Origin of the sequence: Roseivirga sp. E12, assembly GCF_017592825.1 — a bacterium.
GTDB lineage: Bacteria > Bacteroidota > Bacteroidia > Cytophagales > Cyclobacteriaceae > Roseivirga.
This window is the reverse complement of sequence record NZ_JAGFMD010000004.1, coordinates 126,389-149,652: the sequence shown is the minus strand read 5'-3', so window position 1 is coordinate 149,652 and position 23,264 is coordinate 126,389. Positions and strand designations below refer to the sequence as shown.

Below are 23,264 nucleotides of genomic sequence, written 5' to 3'. Positions count from 1 at the left end.
TGTTCTAAATTCCTCTTTTGTAAGAATTGAGATTTATGGATATTCGATGGCATGAAAATCAGTCTTGCTCAAACACTACCAGTCGCTGGAAATATCGAAGCCAACATTAAGGATCACCTTCACTTTGTTCAACAAGCGGCAGATGAAAATGCAGATTTAATTGTATTCTCTGAGCTCTCACTCACGGGCTATGAGCCTGACTTAGCAAAGGAATTAGCCATTGATCTTGGTGATCAAAGACTTGACCCTTTTCAAGAACTGAGTAATGCTAATGATATCATCATCTGTGTAGGTGCACCTACGAAAGCAGACAATGGTATTTGTATTAGTCTGGTAATATTTCGACCCAACAAGGAAAGAAGCCTGTACTCCAAGCAATACCTACATGAGGATGAAGATCCTTACTTCGTTTCGGGGCCACCCAGCGATGGTATTATCGAAGCAGACAAGAGAGTGGCTCTCGCCATCTGCTATGAGCTGACCATTCCAGAGCATAGCAAAGCGGCAAATCAAAATGGAGCGGAAGTCTATATCGCCAGTGTAGCCAAAACAGTAAATGGTGTAGCGAGAAATAACCCAAGACTCTCTCAAATTGCTAAGCAATACAAGATTCCAGTCTTGATGTGTAACTGTGTGGGAGAATTTGACGGGAATATTGGAGGAGGGCAATCTGGGCTCTGGAACTCGGAAGGTGAACTGGTTGAATCACTAGATGAGAATCAGTCATCACTAGTATTGTTAACCCTATAGTTTTATGACTAAAGAAAATCAATTCTCTCCAAAAATGGAGAGCAAGAGTGTTCGCGAGCTTAAAACGATTCTCAATTCAAAAGGTGACTATACAATTGAGGCACAACAAGCCGCAGCATGGGAGCTTGAGAAAAGAGGAAGCATTTCAGAAGTAGATATAGACATTAAGCCAATTGTGCTGAAAGGTGAGAGGCAATACAGAGATTTTCTTAAGACAGTTAAGCCAAACCATTCGTTTGGGTTTAACTTAAAAAGTGCTGATTCATTTGAAACAAAGACAGAGTACAAGGTTATTAGTAGCATTTTTGCTGAAGCCTTTGAAAAGCTCGGATGGCATATTGTTTATCACCAAGAAGATCAAATTGAGGCTAAGCGAGCCAATTCTTCCGATGTGTTAACTGAGAAAATAAGTGTGATTATTCAAAAATCAGGTAGCGTAAATATTTTGAGTGAGTCATTGAGAGGATCCTTATGGGACATGGGAAATAACTCGAAAAGGATTCAACTCTTGATTCATGTTTTCAAGGAAATTCAATCCTCATATGACGATGAAAAAATCAATTCGCTTCTGTCTGAAATTGAAAAGTCCGAAACACTCGCGGATTATGTTATTCCAGAAACATTACCTCAACCCAATTCAAAAAAAGAACCCTTATTATGGGTTGTAATCTCAATGGGAGTTGTCTCATCACTCGCCTTAGGGTTCATTTTTGCCCTTGCAAGTAAGTACTTCTACATCGTCATATTTTATGAATCACTTATCGCCATCGCCTTAGCTTTCCTATTAGCTGAAGGAGCTAAATGGGGTAATTATTCAAACTACACGATCCTGAGAAGTATCCTTGGGTTCGCTTCATTAGCGATAGTTGTTTTGGGCCAGTATTTTCAACATTTTCTATTACAATTAGAGAATGTCAACTATAGCTTAACCTTCGCTGAGTTTATTCGGCTTCGTTTTGAGGCGGGTTTTGAATTTGACGGATTCAACACAGGTTGGATTGGAATGTCAATCTTGTTAATTGCTCAATTAGTGATTATCTATTCCTTGGGAGTCCTAAATTTTATTCGAAGACTCTCATCATATCTAATAGAAAGAATTCCTAGGGAAGTTCTAGATTTTGCATTTTATCATTGGGTAAAGAGCGAATCTGAAAGTGTTGTAAGAAAAGAATTGAGCCTCAAAGGTTGGGTTAGCAAAGATGATCAAGACAGAGTATTTGAAGCATTTGATGCGATGCACGTTGAGCAAGACTTACTGAGGAGCAAATAAAAAGGCTCCCACCTTTCGATAGAAGCCTTTTGATTTTTTTGTGGTTCTCTTAAACGGAGAAACTCTCTCCGCACCCGCAAGTACGCGATGCGTTTGGATTTACAAACTGAAAACCTTTGCCGTTTAGACCATCAGAAAAGTCAAGCGTTGTCCCCAATAGGTACAAAAGGCTCTTTCTGTCCACTAGAATTTTTACTCCTTTATCTTCAAACACCTCATCCTTTTCTTTGATTTCGGCATCGAACTCCAAGTCGTACATCAGGCCAGAGCATCCTCCACCTTGTACCGCAACTCGTATATTCTGATTGTCGCCTTTTCCCTCTTTACTTCTGAGTTCGACAATTTTATCTTTTGCTGTATCTGTTACTGTAATCATTAGGCTACCGGGTTAAGTACTACACTAAACACTGTAATCGTATTGATGTCTCGACCGTAATATAGTTTATCTAGCGCATCATACATGTTGCTAGCTGTGAAATATGAAGTGTGCAATTCGCTCTCTCCCTTGGCGATCCACTGAATGGTGTAAGAGTTATACTTGTCTTTATAAGACTTTACATACTCCAACATCTTTCTTAGCGCATCCAACTTGTCAATTCCCACTTCAGAATGGAAAAGGAATGATTGGTTATGCCTTGGGTTAATAGTGATCATATCGAGTTTTGTTTTGCCCTCTGTGGCTGAAAATTCAAAACTCAATTCACTTCCTTTAATACCCAAGTGACTCTCAATCTTCTTTTGAAGTTTGACGCTCTCCACATGGATATCCGTACCTGCACCAGTCATATTCATTTTGGCAACATTTTGGGCTCAATTGAATATATTGAGCAATTATTGAAACAGGCTGACTTGAAAATAAGTTTCCTGTTTCGACTACAAAGATAAGTAATGATTACATACTATTACTAATCGTCATTCCCGTATCCCGAAGTTTCGGGACTGGAATCTCCTTGTCAAATTATGAGATCCCCGCCTTCGCGAGGATGACGTCCTAAGAAAGCACAAATGAAAAAAATAGAACACATCGGTATAGCCGTTAAAGACCTAGAGACTTCCAATAATCTATTCGCCAAACTCTTTGGTGAAGCGCATTACAAAGTTGAAAGTGTGGAGTCAGAAGGCGTCAATACTTCATTCTTTCAAGTAGGTCCGAACAAAATAGAATTACTCGAAGCCACAAATCCCGATAGTCCGATCGCTAAGTTTCTGGAAAAACGGGGCGAAGGCATACATCATATCGCCTATGATGTGGAAGACATACGAGCCGAGATGAAGCGTCTCGAAAGTGAAGGTTTCACCCTCCTTAATACCGAACCCAAGAAAGGAGCAGATAACAAACTCGTATGCTTCCTCCATCCTAAAACTACTAATGGGGTTTTGGTAGAATTGTGTCAGGAAATTGCCTGATAGGCATGGACCTCTAGCCACAAGTTTTGAGTAAATGAATTCCTAAAACCCAACGTCATTCCGGAATTTTTCTTGACAAATTCAAAGGTTCAAGAAAAATGTCCGGAATCTAACCTTGTTCTAAGATACCGGACAAAATGGACCTTCTTGAAATGTAAGGTCAGTTTTTCCGGCATGACGACCGAATAACCGATTTCTGATCAACTGATCACTATTTCCTGATTAACTATTTACTAATTTCGCGCCATGGGAAAATTCAGGGGAAAGCAGAAGATTCTAGAGCAAGTATTGGTCGAAGGTATCGCTGCCGAAGGCAAGTGCATAGCACGTGTAGATGATCAAGTGGTCTTTATCGAAAAGGTAGCACCTGGAGACGTGGTCGATGTACGCGTAACACGTAAGAAACCCAGCTTTATGGAGGCCACTCCCGTGAAGTTTCACTCTTACTCAAAAGACCGGGTAGAACCATTCTGTAGCCATTTCGGCACTTGTGGTGGCTGTAAATGGCAGCATATCCCTTATGAGGTTCAGCTTAAGTACAAGCATCAACAGGTAGTTGACAATTTGGAAAGGATAGCGAAAGTTGAATTGCCAGAAATCACCCCAATCCTTGGATCTGAAAACATCCAATTCTATCGGAATAAGTTGGAATACACTTTCTCTAATTGGAGGTGGCTGACACGTGAAGAAATTGATAACAGTGACGACATTGACCGGAGAGGCCTGGGCTTCCATGTACCCGGAAGCTTTGACAAGATTCTCGACATCGATAAATGTTATCATCAACCTGACCCTTCCAATGCCATCCGAAATGCGGTCAAAGAATTTTGTCGAGAGAATGATTTCCCACATTATGACCTTAAGAAAAAGACCGGTTCGCTAAGAAATCTCATCATCCGTAACTCAGTCCGTAATGAGTGGATGGTTATTGTTCAGTTTGCTTTGGATGAAGACAGAAACCAAGACTTACTTGAGTTTATCAAGACAAATTTTCCTCAGATCACTTCGCTGCAATACGTAATTAACAACAAGGCCAACGAGACCTTCCACGACCTAGAAGTAAAAGTCTACAGTGGGCTCGCCTACATTACGGAAGAAATGGAGGGCATTGAGTTCCGAGTTGGCCCAAAATCCTTTTATCAGACCAATGCAACGCAAGCCTATGAGCTATATAAGATAGCTAGAGACTATGCTGGCCTCAGTGGTACTGAAGTAGTTTATGACCTTTATACTGGCACAGGTACCATTGCCAACTTTGTGGCAAAACAAGCGAAAAAAGTCATCGGCATAGAGTATGTCGAGGCAGCCATTAAAGATGCCAAAATCAATTCGGAGATTAACGGCATAGACAACACTGACTTCTATGCAGGCGACATGAAGGACCTGCTCAATGATGAGTTCATGAGCCAACATGAAAGGCCAGATGTCATCATTACTGACCCTCCGAGAGCCGGCATGCATGCAGATGTTGTCGAAATGCTTCTAAAAATTGAAGCTACTAAAATCGTCTATGTGAGCTGTAATCCTGCCACTCAGGCAAGAGATATAGCCTTGCTCAATGCCAAGTACAAGGTCATCAAAGTTCAACCAGTGGATATGTTCCCTCAGACTCATCATGTGGAATGCTCGATTTTACTCCAATTGAGAAAGTAAATTGGAAGTTGAATAGGTAATTTTTAAGAAGAACTAGGAAAATGCCTTTTGAAATCAGCTATACTGATTAAAACCAAATCGACCGTATTAGGCTAAGAAAACACCGCATAACCCTCCATTTCAGGTGGTTAAAAGTAATATCTAGCTAAATTACCTTTATATAGACATTGTGAGGAATTAGAGCAAAGTTATGAAAGTTTTAGTAACAGGATCTTCTGGAAAACTTGGGAAAGAAATCATTGACATGTTTCGGGACAGAAATATCGAATCTGTAGGTGTTGATTTGACCGCTGCCGATACAACAGATAAACAGGTAGACATAAGAGATGAGCTGCAATTGAATAAATTATTTAATGGCGTAAGTCACGTAATTCATACAGCAGCGCTCCATGGAAAGCATACTGATCTAAATGTCCCAAGGGAAGAATTTGTCAATACAAATATCTTGGGAACCCTAAATCTACTGAATTTATCGGTGCAGCATAATGTCGATAGATTCATCTACACTAGTACAACGTCTATTTATGGAAGTGCTATGGTCTCTGAAAAACAAGCAATCTGGGTTGATGAACTTCTAATTCCTGAGCCCAGAGAAATTTATGATATAACCAAACAGACAGCCGAAGAGCTCTGCAAAGATTTTCACAAAATCGAAGGTTTAAAAATTACTGTTCTGAGAGTATCAAGGTTTATGGAAGAATCGAAGAATAACATTGCCAATTATCGCCTGTATCGAGGTTTGGACGAACAAGATGGTGCCATTGCACATTTTCTAGCTGCAACCAACGATTTTCAGGGGTTTGAGATATTTAACATTTCGAATAAATCACCATTTCAAATAGATGATTTAGAACAACTAAAAAATAACCCTAAACAAGTGATATTAAAGTATTACCCAGGTGCAGAAAAAATATATAGAGCTATGAATTGGGACTTCCCAACTTCAATAGATCGGGTATATGATATAAGCAAGGCTCAAAGTAAACTTGGTTATACGCCCAGACAAAATTTTTGGGAACTAATAAACTCCTCACAACAGACGATATAGCACATGCCTCTAAGTAACTACTTGAAAGTGCAGTGCAAAACAGCTAGCTCAGAAGAAATAAACAAAACCCAGAGGCACGTGCCATATCCGGGACGTTACCATACGAATATTCATTGAGTGTATATACACCTTATTTCTCATCCATTTCCTACCTTTTCAAAAGATGAGAAGCATTTCCTATTCATTTCTCATTTGAAATGAGAAAATACTGAGAAGCGCACATGGCTTTGTCTGGTTTTTGTCCGAGGATGACAAGGAATTATCAAAAAACAGCTTACCCGACCAATAGAGGGCGATATTTAGCCAAACAAACACATCACGTGGAAAATGTGGTATTGTTGGGGTTGAGAGTTGAAGATAGGGACAATGAATAATCAGTATTGAGTAATGGTATAAAAGCCGGTCAGAGCAGATTTTGAAAAACCTGAAAGGTCAGGTGAATCTTTAACTACCTTTGATTATTCGTACATTAATCGGCCAAACAGGCCTTGATAGCAAAGCTGAAAAGGTCTGCCGATTTCTCCAATTCTAACTTTCTTTGCATGTTTTTACGAAGGGTTACTACAGTCATAGGAACTAGAAGAAGCTTATCAGCAATCTCTTCGGTAGTCATACCTTGGGCAATCAGTTTCAGTACTTCAATTTCTCTCCTAGACAGACGCTTCATCAAAGTCAATTGATAGTCATCATTCTCAAGGTTCTTACCAACCTCTAGATTCTTAAGCAGTTTGGTCTTATAATAATTCTCACCTTGTAAAAGATGATCCCTACCATTCTGGAAATCTGGATAATAAGCCAAGAATTGCTCCTTGAAGTACTCAAAACTTTCAAGTTCCTTTCCTTCCACTTTAAAAATCGCGTCTATCTCCTTATAGACATTCTCAGGTGCCACTCTACCCTGCTGTTCCTGCATTTTTCTCGCTTTTGAATGAGCAAGCGCTTCTTGCATTCTAGCTCTTGAACCCGGTGCAGTTTGATAAGGAGGGAGTTCTACAAGCTCTAACCTCGATCCAATTGATTCTTTCAATTCCGAAATCTTACCCTTGATTTGTCCATCAACGTACCATATGGTTCTTATAAGAGTATCAAAAAAACACCTACATTCACTATCAATGTCCAACAGAAGATAACCTTCCGTTAAATCCCAATATAGTAACACCTGTGTCGAACCAGTGACACCCTCAATACCCGGTAATACTCCGAAAAGTTCTTTCTGATCGAATGGCATGCTACTAGTATGGCCAACGAAACTTTGAGTTTCAAACTGATCAGGTATTTCAAGGCATGCATCCCAATATTTCAAGAATGATTTGTCCCAGTTGCTATTTTCTTTTTCTAGAAAGATTAATTCTAGCTTGGGATCAGTCGCTTCTATTAAGGAGCCAAAGTCTCGCCTTAAAATTGTACTAAAGGTCTGAGGTTCCTCACTGGTCGAAAGCACTACCCCTTTTAGTCCTACACCTAGTGTGGTATTGGGAAGTTCACTCCTAACAAAACCTGTGTACACTTTACTTCTTGGATTAGGGTTACGTTCTAAGCTAATCTTTAGTCGTCTATTATGGTCAGTTTCTCTATATAGATCTTCATCATATACAAAAACCAATTTGTCCTTATAGTAAAGTTCATCGATTGTCTTGGAAACAGGAACTGGCCAGATGCTCAATTGATGACATAAGAGTTTTCTAACCACTTTATTACCATCTGATTTCTTGAAAACTAATTCGTCTTCTGACTGGTCGACAAGCTCGTCCATGTTCCATACAATTCTCGCCAGTTCTAGAATGGTCTTATTTTTCTCGATTTGAATGCTCGGTAATTCACTTATGAAGTGTAAAGTATTTACACTGAAATCTGATTTTAGCTGGAGAAAAGAACCTTTTGAGTGCTCGTTGATAAACTCTTTATACTCGTTATTACTACATAGTTTTACTTCAACCTTTTCGATCATCTATCAGTGCACTTTCGTTATAGTCTTCAATTTTTGGGCCAAACTCATAACCATTGTTGGGTAAATATATCCTTAAAGAGATGATTACTATAGTCAAACGACCCAAAGAGATTCGCAACCTTACTCTTAGAATTCTAAAATAAAAGCTTTGCATTATCAATGCTGAAAATAGTCTTAATATGAGGAAGGTAAATAGCAACCCTCTATAGGCAATAACATGTGGTTAATTAGTCACATGTACCCTCGAAGCTAGAGTTAGTTGAAGAGGCTTATAAGCAGAAGAAAAAACCTGAAAACATTTTTTCCGTCAAATTATCTGAGTGTTTAGTGCCTTTTCTCATCCATTTCCTATCTTTTTAAAAGTTGGGAAGCATTTCCTATTTATTTCCCTACTGAGATGAGAAAATGCTGAGAAGTGTGCATAGGTTTGTCCGTTCTTTGTCCGAGAAAAACAATAACAATTAAAATCTTCCCTTACAGGCAAATAAGAGAGTTTTTTAGCCAAACAAACATGTCACGTGGAGAATTTGGTTTTGCTGGAATTGAGAAAGGATCCTGGCTAGTCAGGAAATAATGATATATCAATTTTTGCCAATCTTGGCCTTGTCGGTAATCTGAATTGATTTGGAATTTTCAATATCATAGACATAAATTTCTTTCTGTTTCCTGTCAATGACGGTAACAAATTGACCATCATGGCTCCAATTTGGGTGACCTGGATTCTTTGCCTTAACATCAAATTTGGTCATTTTCCTAGTTTCCAAATCAATCCAATAGGTTCCAGGGCCATTTGGTGACCCACTTCCTGCAGTGAAAAAAGCAAGTTTTTTATTAGGCGCATAAATAAATGGGTCTATGCCTCCTCCTGTATTAGAAAAGGTTATTCGTTCTATTTGTGAAGTTGATAAATGATACGAAAAAATATCCGGTTTACTAGAACTATTTGAACCGGCAGTTGACTGGTAAAATATGCGCTGACCATCTGCTGAAAATACAGGAAGGCCGTTTATCTTTTTATTATGAGTCAATCTCTTCTTATTTTTTCCATCAACATCAACAATAAAGATTTCACGGACATTTCTTCCGCTCAATTTAGAACTATAGGCTATCTGTTTTCCATCTGGTGACCAAGATGGGCCATAATCAGAAAATTCTGATGTAATTAGTTGTCTGTGGGTATCGTTATTTAGGTCGTAAATAAATATCTGATATTTATCATTTCTCATTGATGAATATGCAATTTTCTTCCCATCCGGTGACCAAGCAGCAATCCAATCTTCGTAGTCCAAACTCGTTAGCCTTTTTATGTTTTCACCGTTAGACTTAACTGTGTAAAGAGACTTCTTCCCTTCCATGTTAGACTCAAAAAGAATTAAGTCTTCCACCGGAGACCACATTGCACGTGAGTGCTTATAGTTATCATTGGTAATTTTTATACCCCCATCTTGGCCATAGGCATTGACCAATGAAAGTAGGAATATTGCCGAAATTACTTTTTTCATATCTAATGTGCTGAGGTTGGAGACTTCAACGTATTTTAAATAATTGATATTGCGATTTTAGCAAAAAAAGGTGTTCTTTTCATCCATTTCCCATCTTTCGAAAAATTAGGAAGCATTCCCATTCGTTTCAAATAAGAAATGAATGGGAACTGACATATTCTTGTCCGTTTTTTGTCCGAGCACATAAAAGGGCGCTGAAAAAACAACCCACATACCTCAAAAGGAAGGTTTCTTTAGCCAAACAAACATATCACGTGGAGAATGTGGTTTTGTTGGAGTTGAGAAAAAAGTTTGAAAGCTAGGTAAGAATACGCCTTTGTCTGCTTTAAAACATAGCCATGGCATAACCTCCCATAAACATGCGAGCTACAGATTTCCTGAAAGTAAATTCCACACACTGAGAGCAAAAATGCCAAAACTTCGGCCCGAAAAAGAGAGTATAAAATTTTTCAAATGATCATGTTGGTGATCTAATTATAGTTCCTCTTTAACTGCGGTTTCGGACAACAAAAGAAGTATAGAGAAGAGCAGTATAATCTTAAAGCCAGTACTTGGTATAACCAAATACTATTTATAACGTATAACCATTTCAACTTCAACAATAACAACTTTCAAATATGAATAAGAGTCTCTTTCAGTCGAAACTGTTTTACGCGTTAATAGGAATAATTCTGGGCGCAGTTTTTACTTCCGTTCCATGGTACTTTGCTTGGAAAAAAGAGGCCCAGCAGGCAAATGCGAATTTCTTCTCAACACTGATGGATGAGCCTGAAGATGTGGCTGAAATTGAGCTGAGTAATTCAACTGTAAAGCTCACCGAAGCCGATTTAAGTTGGACATTTAAAAACTTGAAAGGCGAAACGAAGACGTTGGAGGATTATAAAGGGAAGGTAGTATTTCTAAATTTTTGGGCTACATGGTGCGCTCCCTGCATTGCCGAACTGCCAAGCTTATCAGAACTGACAGCGAACTATAAGGACAATGATGAAATCAGCTTTTTGTTTCTCACGAATGAAAGCAAAGGAAAAATAGATCGATTCATAAAAAAGCGAGATAATTTGAAGGACCTGTCATATTATAATTATTCTTCAAAAGAAGATGTACCAACTAAACTTGTCTCCGAGGCGCTTCCGACTAGTGTTATCATAAATAAAGATGGCGAAGTGGTATTGAAACACCTTGGAATGGCATACTGGAACTCTGACAATGTCAATACATTGCTCAATGATTTATTAGCTAAGAAATCTTCCGAAGTCTTGCAATGAGTGGTTTTATGTGTGCCTGTCTTCTTGAGATATCTTAAAATCCGCTATTCTTTCTCATCCATTTCCTATCTGGGATGAGAAAAACCTGAGAAGCTAGGCATCAAATCAAGTGGGGATGTTTTATAGTTAAAGTCGGGCAGGTCAGATGATTAGACCAACACTCCAACGACTCATGATTACCAGATTAAGGTATTCATTTGAGTAAAGCCTTTGATGCTAGACTAGCGAAAAGTTCCTACCCTAGTTGGTTGCATTTTAAAAAGGGAAATTTGTCCTAATCGGACGAACCTTTGTCCATTTATAGACTGCTCTTCATGATGCTACTTTGTTTCAACAAAAAAATAACCCATGAAAAGATTTATAACAGCGCTAATATTCACAATTGCTTTTGCCAATGTGGCTTTTGCCCAACTACCAGAACCTGGTTTCGTCATTGATGGTAATACAGCCATCGTAATTACTGATCCTCAGGTTGATTTTCTCAGCCCAAATGGTGTCACCTGGGGCGTTGTGGGAAAGAGCGTCACTGATAACAATACAGTAGCCAATTTGGAGAAGGTTTTCCAAATGGCTCAGCAAAAGAATATAGAAGTATTCGTCTCTCCACATTACTACTACCCACATGACCACCAATGGAAATTTGAGGGAGTTTTGGAAACCTTAATGCACAACATCAAGATGTTTGACAGAAAAGACCCTCTTTCTCTTGATGGTTTTGATAAGTCAGGAGCTGACTTTATGCCTCAGTACAAAAAGTACATTGCGAATGCTGTGGTAACTAGTCCGCATAAGGTATATGGACCAGACACCAATGATTTAATTCTTCAATTGAGAAAAAGAGGTATTGACAAAGTGATCCTTGCCGGCATGTCGGCCAACCTTTGTGTAGAGTCTCATATGAGAGAGCTTTTGGAACAAGGTTTTGAAGTGGCGATTGTATCTGACGCTACAGCCGCTGCAATTCTTCCAGGTATGAATGCATATGACGCAGCCATGGTCAATTTTAAAATGATGGCAAGTAAAGTAATGACTACTGCACAATTAGCTACAGAACTCAACAAGTAGAGTGAGTGAAACACATGGCTTGTGTTATAGGGTGGCATCTTTTAATAAAAGAGCCACCCTTCTCAACTTTATAGCCTACTATAGACTAAGCCCTGTGCCTACTTTGTCTTTATGGTATAAGTTCTAAGCAGTTATCTCTATTTTTATAAGAACAACTGTTTCTACATTGAGTCGATTAACTTCAAAGCATTTCATAGGGCAAATCCTAATATGCACAATCTGCCTGATCGCTTTCGACCGCACATCGGCATTTGCTCAAACATTATCAGAAGATTATATCTCAAAGCATTGGTCAGTAGATGATGGCCTTCCGGTCAATGAAATCGTCAGTATTGCTCAAACAGGTGACGGTTACATTTGGTTAGCCACTTTTGACGGTCTGGTACGTTTTGATGGAGATCAATTTACGGTGTTCAACACTGGCAACACTCCCGAATTTCCTACCAACAGGTTTATTGAGCTTAAAGTGGATCACCATGATAATCTGTGGATAGTTACCGAAACAGTAGGAAATAGTGAAACGCTAATTTCTTACCACGGTGGACAGTTTAAGTTCTTTGATCCAGAACAAGGTATTAAAGGAAACTTGAGTTTGAAACTTGATCCCTATGAAAACATACTCATTGGATCTGACAATGGTGCTTTTTATTATGATGGGAAAAGCCTAAACTCTTTTGGGGATGAGCTCCATAGCATATCGGTAAGAGATATCACCGTTGATGTGGACAGCGCTTTTTGGTTTGCCACAAACCATGGCGTATTCCGACTATCTGATAACGAATGGACCAAGTTTACAGAACAAGATGGTCTGGATTCAAAGAATGCTTACACAGCCTATATGGATTCACAAGAAAAAGTGTGGATTGGTACCGATGCTGGAGTTAATATTCTGGAGCAGAATCGAATCACATCGCTAGACATAAGTTGGCCCCGCAATGCAGACCAGTCAATAGATATTCGTGAGAACCCCAATAACCCAGGTCAATTTTTCCTAATCAATGATCATCACTTTGTCTATACTTTTAAGGAGGGCAAGACCTTTCCTTACCCCAGCACCGGTCTCCAAGGTGAATATCTGGTAGATGTGCAGATTGATAGACTTGGTGTCATTTGGGCTCAAATGTATGACCAACTCTTCCAAAACGAAGAATTAGTATACACTGCCAACGCAACCATCAATGGAATGCTAAAGGATGATATTGGTAATATCTGGGTTGCTCAAAGTGATGGTCTAACTCAACTAAAACCGAAAGTCATCAAATCCTATACTGACAACATCTCAAACGTCTATACACTTACGGAAAGTCCTGTGGGCGAAGTTTGGGCTACTCAAGGTTACAGAAACACCTTTCAACTAAAAAGCGGAACGTTCAATGATGTTAATGCGGAACTTGGTATCCCAAGTCCCAGACCGAGTTATTCCATTTTTTTTTCTGAACAGAATCAGGTACTAATTGGTACTGTGCATGGTGTTTTCCAATGGGATAGAAAAAATCCTGTAACCCTTTTACAAACAACGGCTACTTCGGGCCAAGATCTGCCTCGGATGCACGACATCAAGGCCATCACTGAAGACTTCCAAGGTAATATGTGGTATGGAGGGGCTAATGGTATCTATAGACAGGATGAAGAAGATAGTTGGCAATACTTTGGAAAGATTGACGACAATGACATCCTGGGCGTACGTCTCATTTATCAGACACGTGATTCAACATTATGGTTTGGCACTAATGGCAACGGATTGCTTTACTTAAAAGATGGAGAGTTGAATAGCATTAAAAAGAAGGGAGGGCTTTCGGGTAATATTATTCGATCTATGTATGAAGATGCAGAAGGTATACTATGGATTGGTACAGAAGGTTGGGGATTAAACCGCATTGAGCGCACTTCTTTGGGATTAGAAGGTGCTAAAATCACATCATACGGGAAAAGAAATGGTTTATTCGACAATGTCATTCATCAAATTCTTGAAGATGATCATGGACGCCTCTGGATGAACAGTAACCGAGGCATCTTCTGGGTGAACCGTACTGAGCTCAATGCTTTCGCCACGGAAGAAGTGTCTAGCATTTATTCCTTCTTCTATAGTGAACAAGATGGGCTACCAGGGCGCGAAGGAAATGGAGGCGTCCAACCTGCCGGTTTCAAATCTCAGACGGGAGAATTATGGTTTCCAATGGTTGGAGGGGTGGTTAGCATCGATCCTGACCAGGTTAAAACCGCACCTCTGAACGTATTTATAGAGCAAATCAACACAACAGATAGTACCTGGCATGTGGGAGATCTTCAATCGAAGGTTTTTTCAGTTGGCCTCCGTGCCTTACAAATAAATTATGCTGCATTAGATTTCAGTACCAATCCAAATAACATTCGATATCGATACAAGTTGGAAGGTGTTGATGAAAATTGGATCGAGGCCGGTAACACTAAGGAAGCCGTTTATAACCGCCTCCCGCCAGGCACTTATACTTTTAGAGTCACTGCCAATAATGGAGGAGGTTGGCTGTTAAACGAAACTACCCTACTGCTTACCTTTCCTCATTTCTTTTATGAAACCAACTGGTTCTATGGAATTGTAGCGTTGCTTCTAGCGCTCATCATCTATGGAGGTGTAAACTGGCGTATCCGCATACTAAAACAACAAGGAAAGGCACTTGAAGATGAGGTGGCTTTGCGGACCCACGACCTGATTAGAGAAAAGGAGGCTACAGAGCGTCAAAAAGAAATTGCAACGGAAGCATTACAAACCGTTGAAAAACAAGCTGCTGTTCTTCGCGAATTGGATCAAGCAAAATCCAGATTCTTTACCAATATTTCACACGAATTTCGAACTCCGCTCACCCTGATTATAGGCCCTTTAGAACAACAGGTTCAGAAGTTACGCTCAGGAATCGCGGGAGACGAAGAGGACATGGAGTTAGCACTTCGAAATTCGAAAAGATTATTGCGTTTGGTGAATCAAATTTTAGAAGTGGCCAAGCTTGAATCAGGGCAAACGCGACTTCAGGCCCGACTCGTTGATATCCGTACCGTCATTGAGCCTATTGTTGATGCATTTAGGTCACTAGCAGAACGTAATAGCACCCACTTTCATGCTGAATTGCCTGCCGAACCTGTTATGGTCTACATCGATACCGATTTGATGGAAAAGGCCATCATCAATCTGCTGTCCAATGCCTTCAAATTCACCCCGGAAAATGGAAGTATATCCGTAAGCGTCAGTATGGAAATGGAGAGTATTGGCATCAGTATCAAGGACAATGGCCCTGGTATTTCGAAAGAAGAGCAAGAGCATATCTTTGAACGTTTCTATCAGGTCAACGAATCCACCACGAGTATGCAGGCGGGTACAGGTATTGGCCTTTCCTTAGTTCACGAATTGGTTGCATTGCATAAAGGCAGTATTGAACTTATTAGTGAGCCTCGATTGGGTTCAGAATTTCTTGTCAAATTAAAAACGGGCAAGGCTCATCTGAGCAATGATCAATACACAGATGAGGTAGACACTGAAAGCATGTTATCATTCAATACTGAACTCAATGACACTCCAGAACATGCCAATGCTCAAAGCGTCTCCACTGACCAAAACTCGGATCAACCGACCTTGTTGGTCGTAGAAGACAATGCAGATATCAGAACATACGTACGTAAACATTTGTCTACCGAATACAGAGTGATTGAAGCGGAAAATGGGCAAGAAGGTTTTCAAATTGTCAAAGCAGAACTGCCAGATCTGGTGATCAGCGATGTGATGATGCCCATTAGTGACGGGTATGAGTTATGCCGCAATATCAAACAACATCCTGATCTGGATTTTATCCCTGTCATATTGCTTACCGCCAAAGCCGAAAAATCAATGAAGATTGAGGGGCTTGAACTTGGGGCTGATGACTATGTGGTTAAGCCATTTGAGGTAGATGAATTAAGAGCCAGAATAAAGAACCTTATCAATTCACGGGAAAAACTCAAGGGAATATTGGCTAACACCGACATCACTGCAACCACTCCTGACCGCATGGGTTGGGTAGATACACCATTTGCGAACCGAGTTCGCGCCATCATAGAACAACATCTCAGCGATGAAGATTTTAGTGTTGTGCAACTGGCAGAAGAAGTCAACATAGGTAGAACCACATTGTATTCTCGCATTCTTGAATTGACGGGAAAGACACCGTCAGAAATGATTAAGCTTACGCGCCTTTATCAGGCTTCCCAGCTTTTAAAAGAAGAAGCCGGCAACATTAGTGAAATTGCCTATGCCACCGGATTCAAAAGCATTTCACACTTCTCTAAAACTTTCAAGGCTGAATTTGGAGTTGTACCTACACAGTACGGGAAGTCTCACTTTGAGATGAATTCATAAGCTGCAAGTCAAGTCGGCTCCCTCCTATCATACCTGCTTTAATGAATTTATATGCCATAGTAGGGTCTAAAACCACTTTGAACATAGGAACCAATATTTGAACATAGAGGAAAGTACACTCACCATTCGATCTTCATATTTGTAGGTATCAACTGAGTTTGTCATATCCAACCGATAAATATGAACCCTACAAATCAATCTAGCGCACAACCGACATTACTGTTTATTCCAGACATCAGCGGCTTCACAGAGTTTGTTCATGAAACGGAAATATCGCATAGTGAGCATATCATCGCAGAGTTACTAGAAGCATTAATTGATGCTAACGAAATGGGGTTACAGGTTTCCGAGATTGAGGGTGATGCGATTTTGTTTTATCGAAAGGGCACCAAACCTACTGCAGCAGAAACATTGGCTCAAGTACAAAGGATGTACATTAAGTTTCATGCCACCCTAAAGAAGTATGAGTCGCAGCGAATATGCCAGTGTGGTGCTTGTATCAATGCGAATAATCTAGCACTAAAGTTCATTATCCACTATGGTGACATTTCTACCAATCAGGTAAAATCCATATCCAAACTATTTGGGAAAGATCTGATTGTGGCGCATCGCCTGATGAAAAATGACATCTCCTTGAGGGAATATGTTTTGATCACAAATCAGGTATTAGATGAATGTTCAACCTGGGTTGACATCGAACAAGTGGCTTGGGATAAACCTACCATGGGGAATGAGAATTATGATTTCGGTAATGTGAAATATTGTTACATCGCTCTGCAAGCGTTAAAATCACACGTTCCTGAACCGACTATAGAGGACTTTGCGCTACCAAAAGCCCACAAGGTATTATCAGTAGAATCAGTGATTAATGCTCCGATGGATGTAGTCTTTGATGTGATTTCCGACACCCACTCCAAGCACCTTTGGTTGTTAGACGTCAAAGCAAGTGATAGAACAAACGGTAACATTACTAAAAACGGAAGCACTCATCGATGCGTCATGAATGGAGATGAGAGTGATCCATTTCTTACCTCTCATAGTTTTGAGATCAATAAAGACTTAATTACCTGGACTGACACCAACCACACAGCTAATTTTAACTTGGTAATCAGCCTTCAGCGCATCGGGAATCGTTTGACCAGGACCAATCTCACCGTTCTTCAAAAGCAAAACCCAATAAAACGCATCCTTTACAACATGTTCAAAAAAGACAGGTTCGCTCAGTTCTATGGCGGTTCGCTTAAAAAACTAGATGAGTATTGTCTCGGTCTAGAAAAGAAAGGGGAAAAACATTCCTCAGGTATATTGTTGGAACCGGCTACTCAAGCTTTGGCCTCATAACAAACATCCCTCCAATAAACGAGAAGTCACATGAAACCAGTCAACATTTATAGGATACCTGATCACTCGGGAGAGGGTCATCAGTTTAAACTTTGCTCTGTCAATTTCGATGAAGCTTGCGTGATCAAGGACAAAATCCAAAGCGATCTTTTCAATATCATCTGGATTAAGAATGGCAAAGGCAGATATAAAATCGATTTTAAAAGCTACGAAGCAGAACACGACAACATCTTTTTCCTTGCACCGGGCCAAATATTGGAAGTAGAAGACGAAGCGATCAGACAGGGCTATCGAATCGCTTTTTCGCGGGAGTTTTATTACCTCGAATCAGGGGTTAAAGATATGACTCGCCATGGCTTGCTCTTCAATAATGTCTATGAAACTGCAGCGTGTATAAGGCTTTCTGAATCTGATAAGGTGAGTTTTGAAAGGTCGGTTGAGAATCTTTTCGAGGAATTAGAAAACCCAGGACATTCTCACAAAGAATTAATCATTAGCTACCTGAATGTGTTTTTGATCAGGGCAACTCGTCTTAAAAGAGTGCAATACGGTATTTCTCATCAACCCATTAAGCAAAGTTTAATTGAGAAATTCAACAGCTTGGTTGAGCAACATTTTAAGATAAAACATGCCGTGAGTGACTATGCGGATATATTAAATATTTCTCCAAAAACGTTGGCTAAACAATTACAAAATAAATACGCACAGACTCCTAGTGAGGTAATTCAGGGTAGACTAATGCTGGAAGCAAAACGCTTGCTTCGTTTTGGAGAAAGCAGCGTAAAAGAAATCGCCTATGAATTGGGCTTCGAAGACCCTGGTTATTTCACGCGTTTCTTTAAAAAGCACAGCTCCGTCTGCCCGACCGACTATGCCGAACAGGGACGGTATAATAAAAATCAAGTGGCACAGAATACCAAACAAGCGATCTTTATCTAACCTTACAAACTCATTAAAAACATAAAACCTATAATAAAATGTCATCAATAAGATTAGGGGACGAAGCTCCCAACTTTAGTGCAAACTCCACCGAGGGGGAAATCAATTTTCATGAATGGATTGGTGATGGATGGGGAATTCTCTTTTCACACCCAGCTGATTACACTCCAGTATGTACTACAGAATTGGGAACCGTGGCGAAGTACAAATCTCAATTTGATTCAAGAAATGTAAAAGTAGCAGCACTTAGCGTAGACGGTATTGATTCGCACCATGGATGGGTCAAAGACATCAACGAAACACAGCAAACCACCGTCAACTTTCCCATTATCGCTGATGAAAACCGTGAAGTGGCCACGCTATATGATATGATACACCCCAATGCTGACAATAAGCTCACAGTAAGATCAGTATTTGTCATTGGGCCTGACAAAAAGGTGAAATTGACCATTACATACCCAGCTTCCACAGGTCGTAACTTTGATGAACTCCTACGGGTAATTGATTCTCTTCAGTTAACGACTTACCACAAGGTGGCCACACCAGCTAACTGGAACAATGGTGATGATTGTGTAATTGTACCTGCCGTAGCCAATGAAGATATTCCAAACCTATTTCCAAAAGGACATACAGAAGTAAAACCTTATTTACGGATGACCCCTCAACCCAATTAGGTCATCAAGAGGTCCTTCCCACTAAGGACCTCTTTTAAGATCCTTCATATGAACAAAGAAGAACGAAAACTTGAAATTGAATTACTTGAAGAAAAGGTTATAAATCGGCCTTCTTCGTGAAAAACAACCTAGACGCTCAAATAAGGATTACTTTTTGCCGAACAGACACATCATGAGGAAAATATGGTGTTGCCTGAATTGAGAAGCTAAGCATCAAATCAAGTGGGGATGTTTCTATAGCAAAAGTCAGGCGGTTCAGGTGATTAAACAATCACTCCAACGGGATTATACTTATTAATCAAATTCTGCTTTAGGTCTTTGGCTAAATAGATTGAAGACTCAACCTTTTTCATGGTTTCTGCATTTTTTTGAATAAACAACATGGTTATGTCTAAAACACTAAGTTCTGTGCTAGGAGAAGACACACGTTCCAATTGGTCCCCTTGCCTAATAACTCCTTCTTCCTCCAGTCTAAGATAAAATCCCGTTTCACCAATTATCATGAATTCATTAATAAATGGAATGTCTTTCATTTTGACACCCAATTTGTTGCATGGCAATCGTGGACCCGAAACGGAAAAAAGAGCAGAGCCAATTTTGAAATGGTCACCAATAAATACAGCGCTTTCAGAAATAGCATTTTGGGTTATTAAGTTCTCCCCAAAAACTCCAGGAGCAAATTCCAAGTCTGGTCGTCTCTTTTCCCAATTCCCGTAATACTCTTTTGAGTATATGTAAGCAATACGGTCTAAACCTCCATGCATCTGAGCATCTGCCAGTTGGTTACCATTGATATTCTCAAAATTCACATCAATGGTATTTTGCTCATGTCTACTAAAAAGACTACTCCTTAAGGGTATTCCTTCATGGACTATCGTGGCAGGTTTACCAGTATATATATGTTTAATGGTTTGGGAGATTTTCATTTAGCCTTTTTTCTAAAGAACGCTTGAACAGTTTTTTGCCAATTGAGATCGGGTATTTAATCAATAAAAAGAAGTGGATTCAGTTTTGCTTTTCTTCGCAAAACTAAACCCACTCTCAAATATCAACGAATGGAAACTCTACTAGTTGTAAGTAGATTTTAGCTTACTCCAATTTTCATTAGCTTTTGCCACAAGTTTCTTATGGTTCTTCTCATTTAACCAAAGTCCTTTAGCATCAAGTTCAACATCATTCAGGTAAAGGAAATATTTCCCGTCCTTAACGATAAATTTGTTAGGGTCTACTCTGAATTTAGCTCCGGCATAGGCTCCAAAAGCACAAAATCCACCATACTGAGGAAGATATCTTGAAGGGTTTTTATCAAATGCCGCCTTTTGTTCAGCAGAAGTAAAGTAATAGTTAACCTTCTCATGTGTTGACTTGTATGCCTTATTGCCTCTTTGAGCCAAACCAAGGTCTAAGTAAGAAACAGGACTGTATCCCTGAAGCGCAATATTACTATTATCAATATTGTTGGCTTTTTTATCCTGAGCGTATATTGAGGTACTACCTAGTAGCACGAATAATACTGTGAGAATTTTTATCGAATTTTTCATTATTGTTATTGTTAAATATGTGGTTCTAAAATTTTATGCAACAGTTGGTTCTGGTTTATGAAGACTAACTACGCTTAACACGGTTACTCCATTTACCCAATAGTATATTGAGTCGATTCCTTCAAAGGCGAAGATGAATGGGGCAAGAACGAACACTACCCCAACTAGGAAATCAACAGCCAAATGTGCTTTGTAGGAGATTACACGAATAATTCCCAAATGATGATCTGTCAATACTGTTAGAATAAATGCTGCTACGCCAGTGGCTACAGAAAGCTGTAAAGCCAAGGGGTTAGAGTCTCCTAATCCCAAGAGAAAAGGAAGACCAATGAGTGCTATCGCTACTGGATAATCCAAAAAAGCATGGATTCTTTTTGTTACAAATTTCATAGCTAGGGGGCTTTGATTATTCAGCGTTGAAATACTCTTCTTGAACTACCTGTCCGTTGTCATTCCAAACCCTTCGTATGATTTCATGCCAGAAAATTGAACTCCCATCTTTCATATCGAAGTCGAAAGTGAATTCAGAAGCGGAAGCATCTCCATCTACAATTGTTCTGTGATGCGTGATACCATTTACTTTAGCTATGCTACCTAGGAAACCTTCCATTTTCCCAATCATTTGGTTTTTGTCTGACATCACCGTCTTTCCGTAATCCGAAGAGGTTGCGTCATCGGCAAAAAACTCTTTTACAGCATTCACAATATCACCTTGTGATACCATGCCGTCCATTTTTTGTACTTGTTCTTTAATATTCATTGCTTTGATTTTTAATAATCTTGTGCAACAAAGATGAGGGGCTAAAAGCCGCGTTTTAGTACAAAAAAGGCGCGATAAATGGTACTTTTTGGAAAGATGATTAGTCTTAAGAAGTTAGCCCTTGCTTATACTCTGTGGGGGTAAGGCCTGTATAACGTTTGAAAAAGCTTGAGAAATGATTGGGCTCTTCGAAACGAAGTTTATGAGAGATTTCAACTATAGACTCTGATTCTGCAAGCATTTTCTGTGCAGTCAAAATCATTTCCTGACGAATTAATTGTCCTAAGGAAATATTCATCTTAGCCCTCACTTTATTAGATAGACCCTTTACAGACATATGCATTTTATCGGCATAAAAGTTTAAGGCCTGTTCATCCTCATGATATCTTTTAATCATGCTTAATAGGTCTTGAACAAACAGATCTCGTTGTTGACCGAATAGCTCCTTGAATTCATTTGGGTTTTGGCCTGTGAATTTTTTAAACGCCCTATTGAAGTAGGAAGGATCCTTAAAGCCCATGTCAAAAGAGACTTCCTTGACATTCTTCTGCGTGAATGCCAATTCCTTTTTACTCTCCAGCATAAGCTTATTCGATAATAGGCTTTTGATCGAAAGCCCTACTTTATTCTTAACAAGCTCTTGTGCGGAATATTCATGCGTGTTAATGAGGTCAACTACATCTTTTTGAGTCAGATGGTTTTGAAACTCTTTGTCTATTACCTCCTTGATGTCAAAGATGACATGATACTCTTCTTTATTTGCTTGAAAAGGATTTTGCCAGAACCACTGCTTAGACGAAATATCTATGATGTTAGAGTTGTCCGAATTAAAGACGGTATCAGAAAGATATCTCTTACAATCTTCACACTCCTTAAAATTGATATAACCTAGAGAAACTAAATGTTTGAAGAGTACCCTAACCTCCTTGTCATGAAACAACCTGTCGTCTTCAAACTCAATCTTTCTAATTACAAAATTTGCAGAAAGGAACTTTATGTATTGCCCTTTTTCAAGATATATCAGCTTGTCTTGCCAATCAGTATAATTCTTAAAGTCAACTTGAATACTCCCTGAGCCCTCCAAAACATGGAATAAGGTATTCCTGTCTATGGAGTATACTTTATCGGTTTCCGGTGAGAACTTGACTATCAAATAAGGTTAGTTTAAGTCAAAGTAGTAATGGATATTCATTATCAATTGCTGGTCTAAATATACCTCTTATTAACGAAATAATGCGTTTTCTATCTTTCCTGAACATACGTTAGAAGGATTGATTTTCATATACCCTAAATTTATTCTTCAAACAAAAGTTCATCCAAATGCAACACGAGTCTACCGTATGTATTTCTCAATAGCCAATTAATATCGCATGCCCCATGATCACTCTGAAAAGAGTAATCCCTCAGAGATGCTTTTAATGACGGACAAATACTTCCCCTGTTAAAATTTAAGAATGGTTAAAACTCGGATTCCCCAAGAGAGTAGGAACGAATCATTTACTCTGCATAACCTTGAAGAAAAATATTGAATTAAACTAACTTAAGATGTAGATTGCAGAGACTTGAAATTCTGCTTTCTCAAAAAAAACAGGCATTGTCAATATTCAAACACAAGACCAAATCAGTAAAATCTAGTACTCAAAATCATTTACCACATCTCTCCTCGGCACATGTCCTATTCTAGTAGCAAAATTTGTTTTCAGCCATCTGGTAAAAAAAAACAAAGAGCTCATTTGTT

The 23,264-nt window shown here is 39.3% G+C and carries 20 protein-coding genes; 11 read left to right on the top strand and 9 right to left on the bottom strand.

The window, feature by feature from the left end:
- The first annotated feature begins 51 nt into the window (after positions 1-51).
- The gene (locus tag J4E76_RS11615; protein ID WP_208504341.1) at positions 52-750 is read left to right on the top strand and encodes a carbon-nitrogen hydrolase family protein; all 699 of its coding nucleotides are present in this window, start codon (positions 52-54) and stop codon (positions 748-750) included.
- 4 nt (positions 751-754) lie between these two features.
- Positions 755-2,020: a hypothetical protein gene (locus J4E76_RS11610; RefSeq protein ID WP_208504339.1), complete on the top strand. Its 1,266-nt coding sequence runs from the start codon at positions 755-757 to the stop codon at positions 2,018-2,020.
- Positions 2,021-2,069: 49 nt separating this feature from the next.
- On the opposite strand, the gene J4E76_RS11605 is transcribed toward J4E76_RS11610, so the two are convergent.
- A complete protein-coding gene (locus J4E76_RS11605) occupies positions 2,070-2,396 on the bottom strand; it encodes an iron-sulfur cluster assembly accessory protein (RefSeq protein WP_208504337.1) in 327 nt (108 codons plus the stop codon).
- A complete protein-coding gene (locus tag J4E76_RS11600) occupies positions 2,396-2,812 on the bottom strand; it encodes a hypothetical protein (protein WP_236017408.1) in 417 nt (138 codons plus the stop codon). The genes J4E76_RS11605 and J4E76_RS11600 overlap by 1 nt, the downstream gene beginning before the upstream one ends.
- Positions 2,813-3,025: 213 nt before the next feature.
- On the opposite strand from J4E76_RS11600, the gene mce reads away from it, so the two are divergent.
- The 3 genes from mce (at position 3,026) to J4E76_RS11585 (ending at position 6,128) form a co-directional block, all read left to right on the top strand.
- Positions 3,026-3,427: a methylmalonyl-CoA epimerase gene (gene mce, locus J4E76_RS11595; protein WP_208504335.1), complete on the top strand. Its 402-nt coding sequence runs from the start codon at positions 3,026-3,028 to the stop codon at positions 3,425-3,427.
- Positions 3,428-3,673: 246 nt separating this feature from the next.
- Positions 3,674-5,080, top strand: coding sequence for a 23S rRNA (uracil(1939)-C(5))-methyltransferase RlmD (rlmD, locus tag J4E76_RS11590; RefSeq protein WP_208504333.1), 1,407 nt, complete (start codon positions 3,674-3,676; stop codon positions 5,078-5,080).
- 190 nt (positions 5,081-5,270) lie between these two features.
- Positions 5,271-6,128 carry an NAD(P)-dependent oxidoreductase gene (locus J4E76_RS11585; protein ID WP_208504332.1) on the top strand — a complete coding sequence of 286 codons (858 nt, stop codon included), beginning with the start codon at positions 5,271-5,273 and terminating at the stop codon, positions 6,126-6,128.
- A 469-nt stretch (positions 6,129-6,597) separates the two neighbouring features.
- Here J4E76_RS11585 and J4E76_RS11580 read toward each other — a convergent pair whose 3' ends face one another.
- Both J4E76_RS11580 and J4E76_RS11575 read right to left on the bottom strand, forming a co-directional pair.
- Entirely contained in the window at positions 6,598-8,076 is a 1,479-nt protein-coding gene (locus J4E76_RS11580; protein ID WP_208504330.1) for a helix-turn-helix transcriptional regulator, read from the bottom strand.
- 581 nt (positions 8,077-8,657) lie between these two features.
- Entirely contained in the window at positions 8,658-9,578 is a 921-nt protein-coding gene (locus J4E76_RS11575; RefSeq protein ID WP_208504328.1) for a PD40 domain-containing protein, read from the bottom strand.
- A 617-nt stretch (positions 9,579-10,195) separates the two neighbouring features.
- Between J4E76_RS11575 and J4E76_RS11570 the strand changes: the two genes are divergently transcribed.
- The 6 genes from J4E76_RS11570 (at position 10,196) to J4E76_RS11545 (ending at position 19,225) form a co-directional block, all read left to right on the top strand.
- Positions 10,196-10,843: a TlpA disulfide reductase family protein gene (locus J4E76_RS11570; RefSeq protein WP_208504326.1), complete on the top strand. Its 648-nt coding sequence runs from the start codon at positions 10,196-10,198 to the stop codon at positions 10,841-10,843.
- A 348-nt stretch (positions 10,844-11,191) separates the two neighbouring features.
- Positions 11,192-11,908, top strand: a complete 717-nt coding sequence (locus J4E76_RS11565; protein ID WP_208504324.1) for a cysteine hydrolase — start codon at positions 11,192-11,194, stop codon at positions 11,906-11,908.
- A gap of 166 nt (positions 11,909-12,074) precedes the next feature.
- Complete coding sequence (locus tag J4E76_RS11560) at positions 12,075-16,271, top strand: two-component regulator propeller domain-containing protein (protein WP_208504322.1); 4,197 nt, start codon at positions 12,075-12,077, stop codon at positions 16,269-16,271.
- Positions 16,272-16,451: 180 nt separating this feature from the next.
- Positions 16,452-17,612, top strand: coding sequence for a DUF2652 domain-containing protein (locus J4E76_RS11555; RefSeq protein ID WP_208504320.1), 1,161 nt, complete (start codon positions 16,452-16,454; stop codon positions 17,610-17,612).
- A 30-nt stretch (positions 17,613-17,642) separates the two neighbouring features.
- Positions 17,643-18,551, top strand: a complete 909-nt coding sequence (locus tag J4E76_RS11550) for an AraC family transcriptional regulator (protein ID WP_208504318.1) — start codon at positions 17,643-17,645, stop codon at positions 18,549-18,551.
- Positions 18,552-18,589: 38 nt separating this feature from the next.
- On the top strand, positions 18,590-19,225 hold the full coding sequence (locus J4E76_RS11545) for a peroxiredoxin (protein WP_208504316.1): 636 nt from the start codon (positions 18,590-18,592) through the stop codon (positions 19,223-19,225).
- A gap of 263 nt (positions 19,226-19,488) precedes the next feature.
- Here the strand turns inward: J4E76_RS11545 and J4E76_RS11540 are convergent, their stop codons facing one another.
- The 5 genes from J4E76_RS11540 to J4E76_RS11520 form a co-directional block, all read right to left on the bottom strand.
- Positions 19,489-20,151, bottom strand: a complete 663-nt coding sequence (locus tag J4E76_RS11540; protein WP_208504314.1) for an MOSC domain-containing protein — start codon at positions 20,149-20,151, stop codon at positions 19,489-19,491.
- Between the two features lie 141 nt (positions 20,152-20,292).
- Positions 20,293-20,766 (bottom strand): YHS domain-containing (seleno)protein, encoded by a 474-nt coding sequence (locus J4E76_RS11535; protein ID WP_208504312.1) that lies wholly within the window; start codon positions 20,764-20,766, stop codon positions 20,293-20,295.
- A 33-nt stretch (positions 20,767-20,799) separates the two neighbouring features.
- Positions 20,800-21,156 (bottom strand): hypothetical protein, encoded by a 357-nt coding sequence (locus J4E76_RS11530; protein WP_208504310.1) that lies wholly within the window; start codon positions 21,154-21,156, stop codon positions 20,800-20,802.
- A gap of 16 nt (positions 21,157-21,172) precedes the next feature.
- The gene (locus tag J4E76_RS11525) at positions 21,173-21,526 is read right to left on the bottom strand and encodes a hypothetical protein (protein ID WP_208504308.1); all 354 of its coding nucleotides are present in this window, start codon (positions 21,524-21,526) and stop codon (positions 21,173-21,175) included.
- A 106-nt stretch (positions 21,527-21,632) separates the two neighbouring features.
- Positions 21,633-22,679, bottom strand: coding sequence for an AraC family transcriptional regulator (locus J4E76_RS11520; protein WP_208504306.1), 1,047 nt, complete (start codon positions 22,677-22,679; stop codon positions 21,633-21,635).
- Positions 22,680-23,264: the final 585 nt, after the last annotated feature.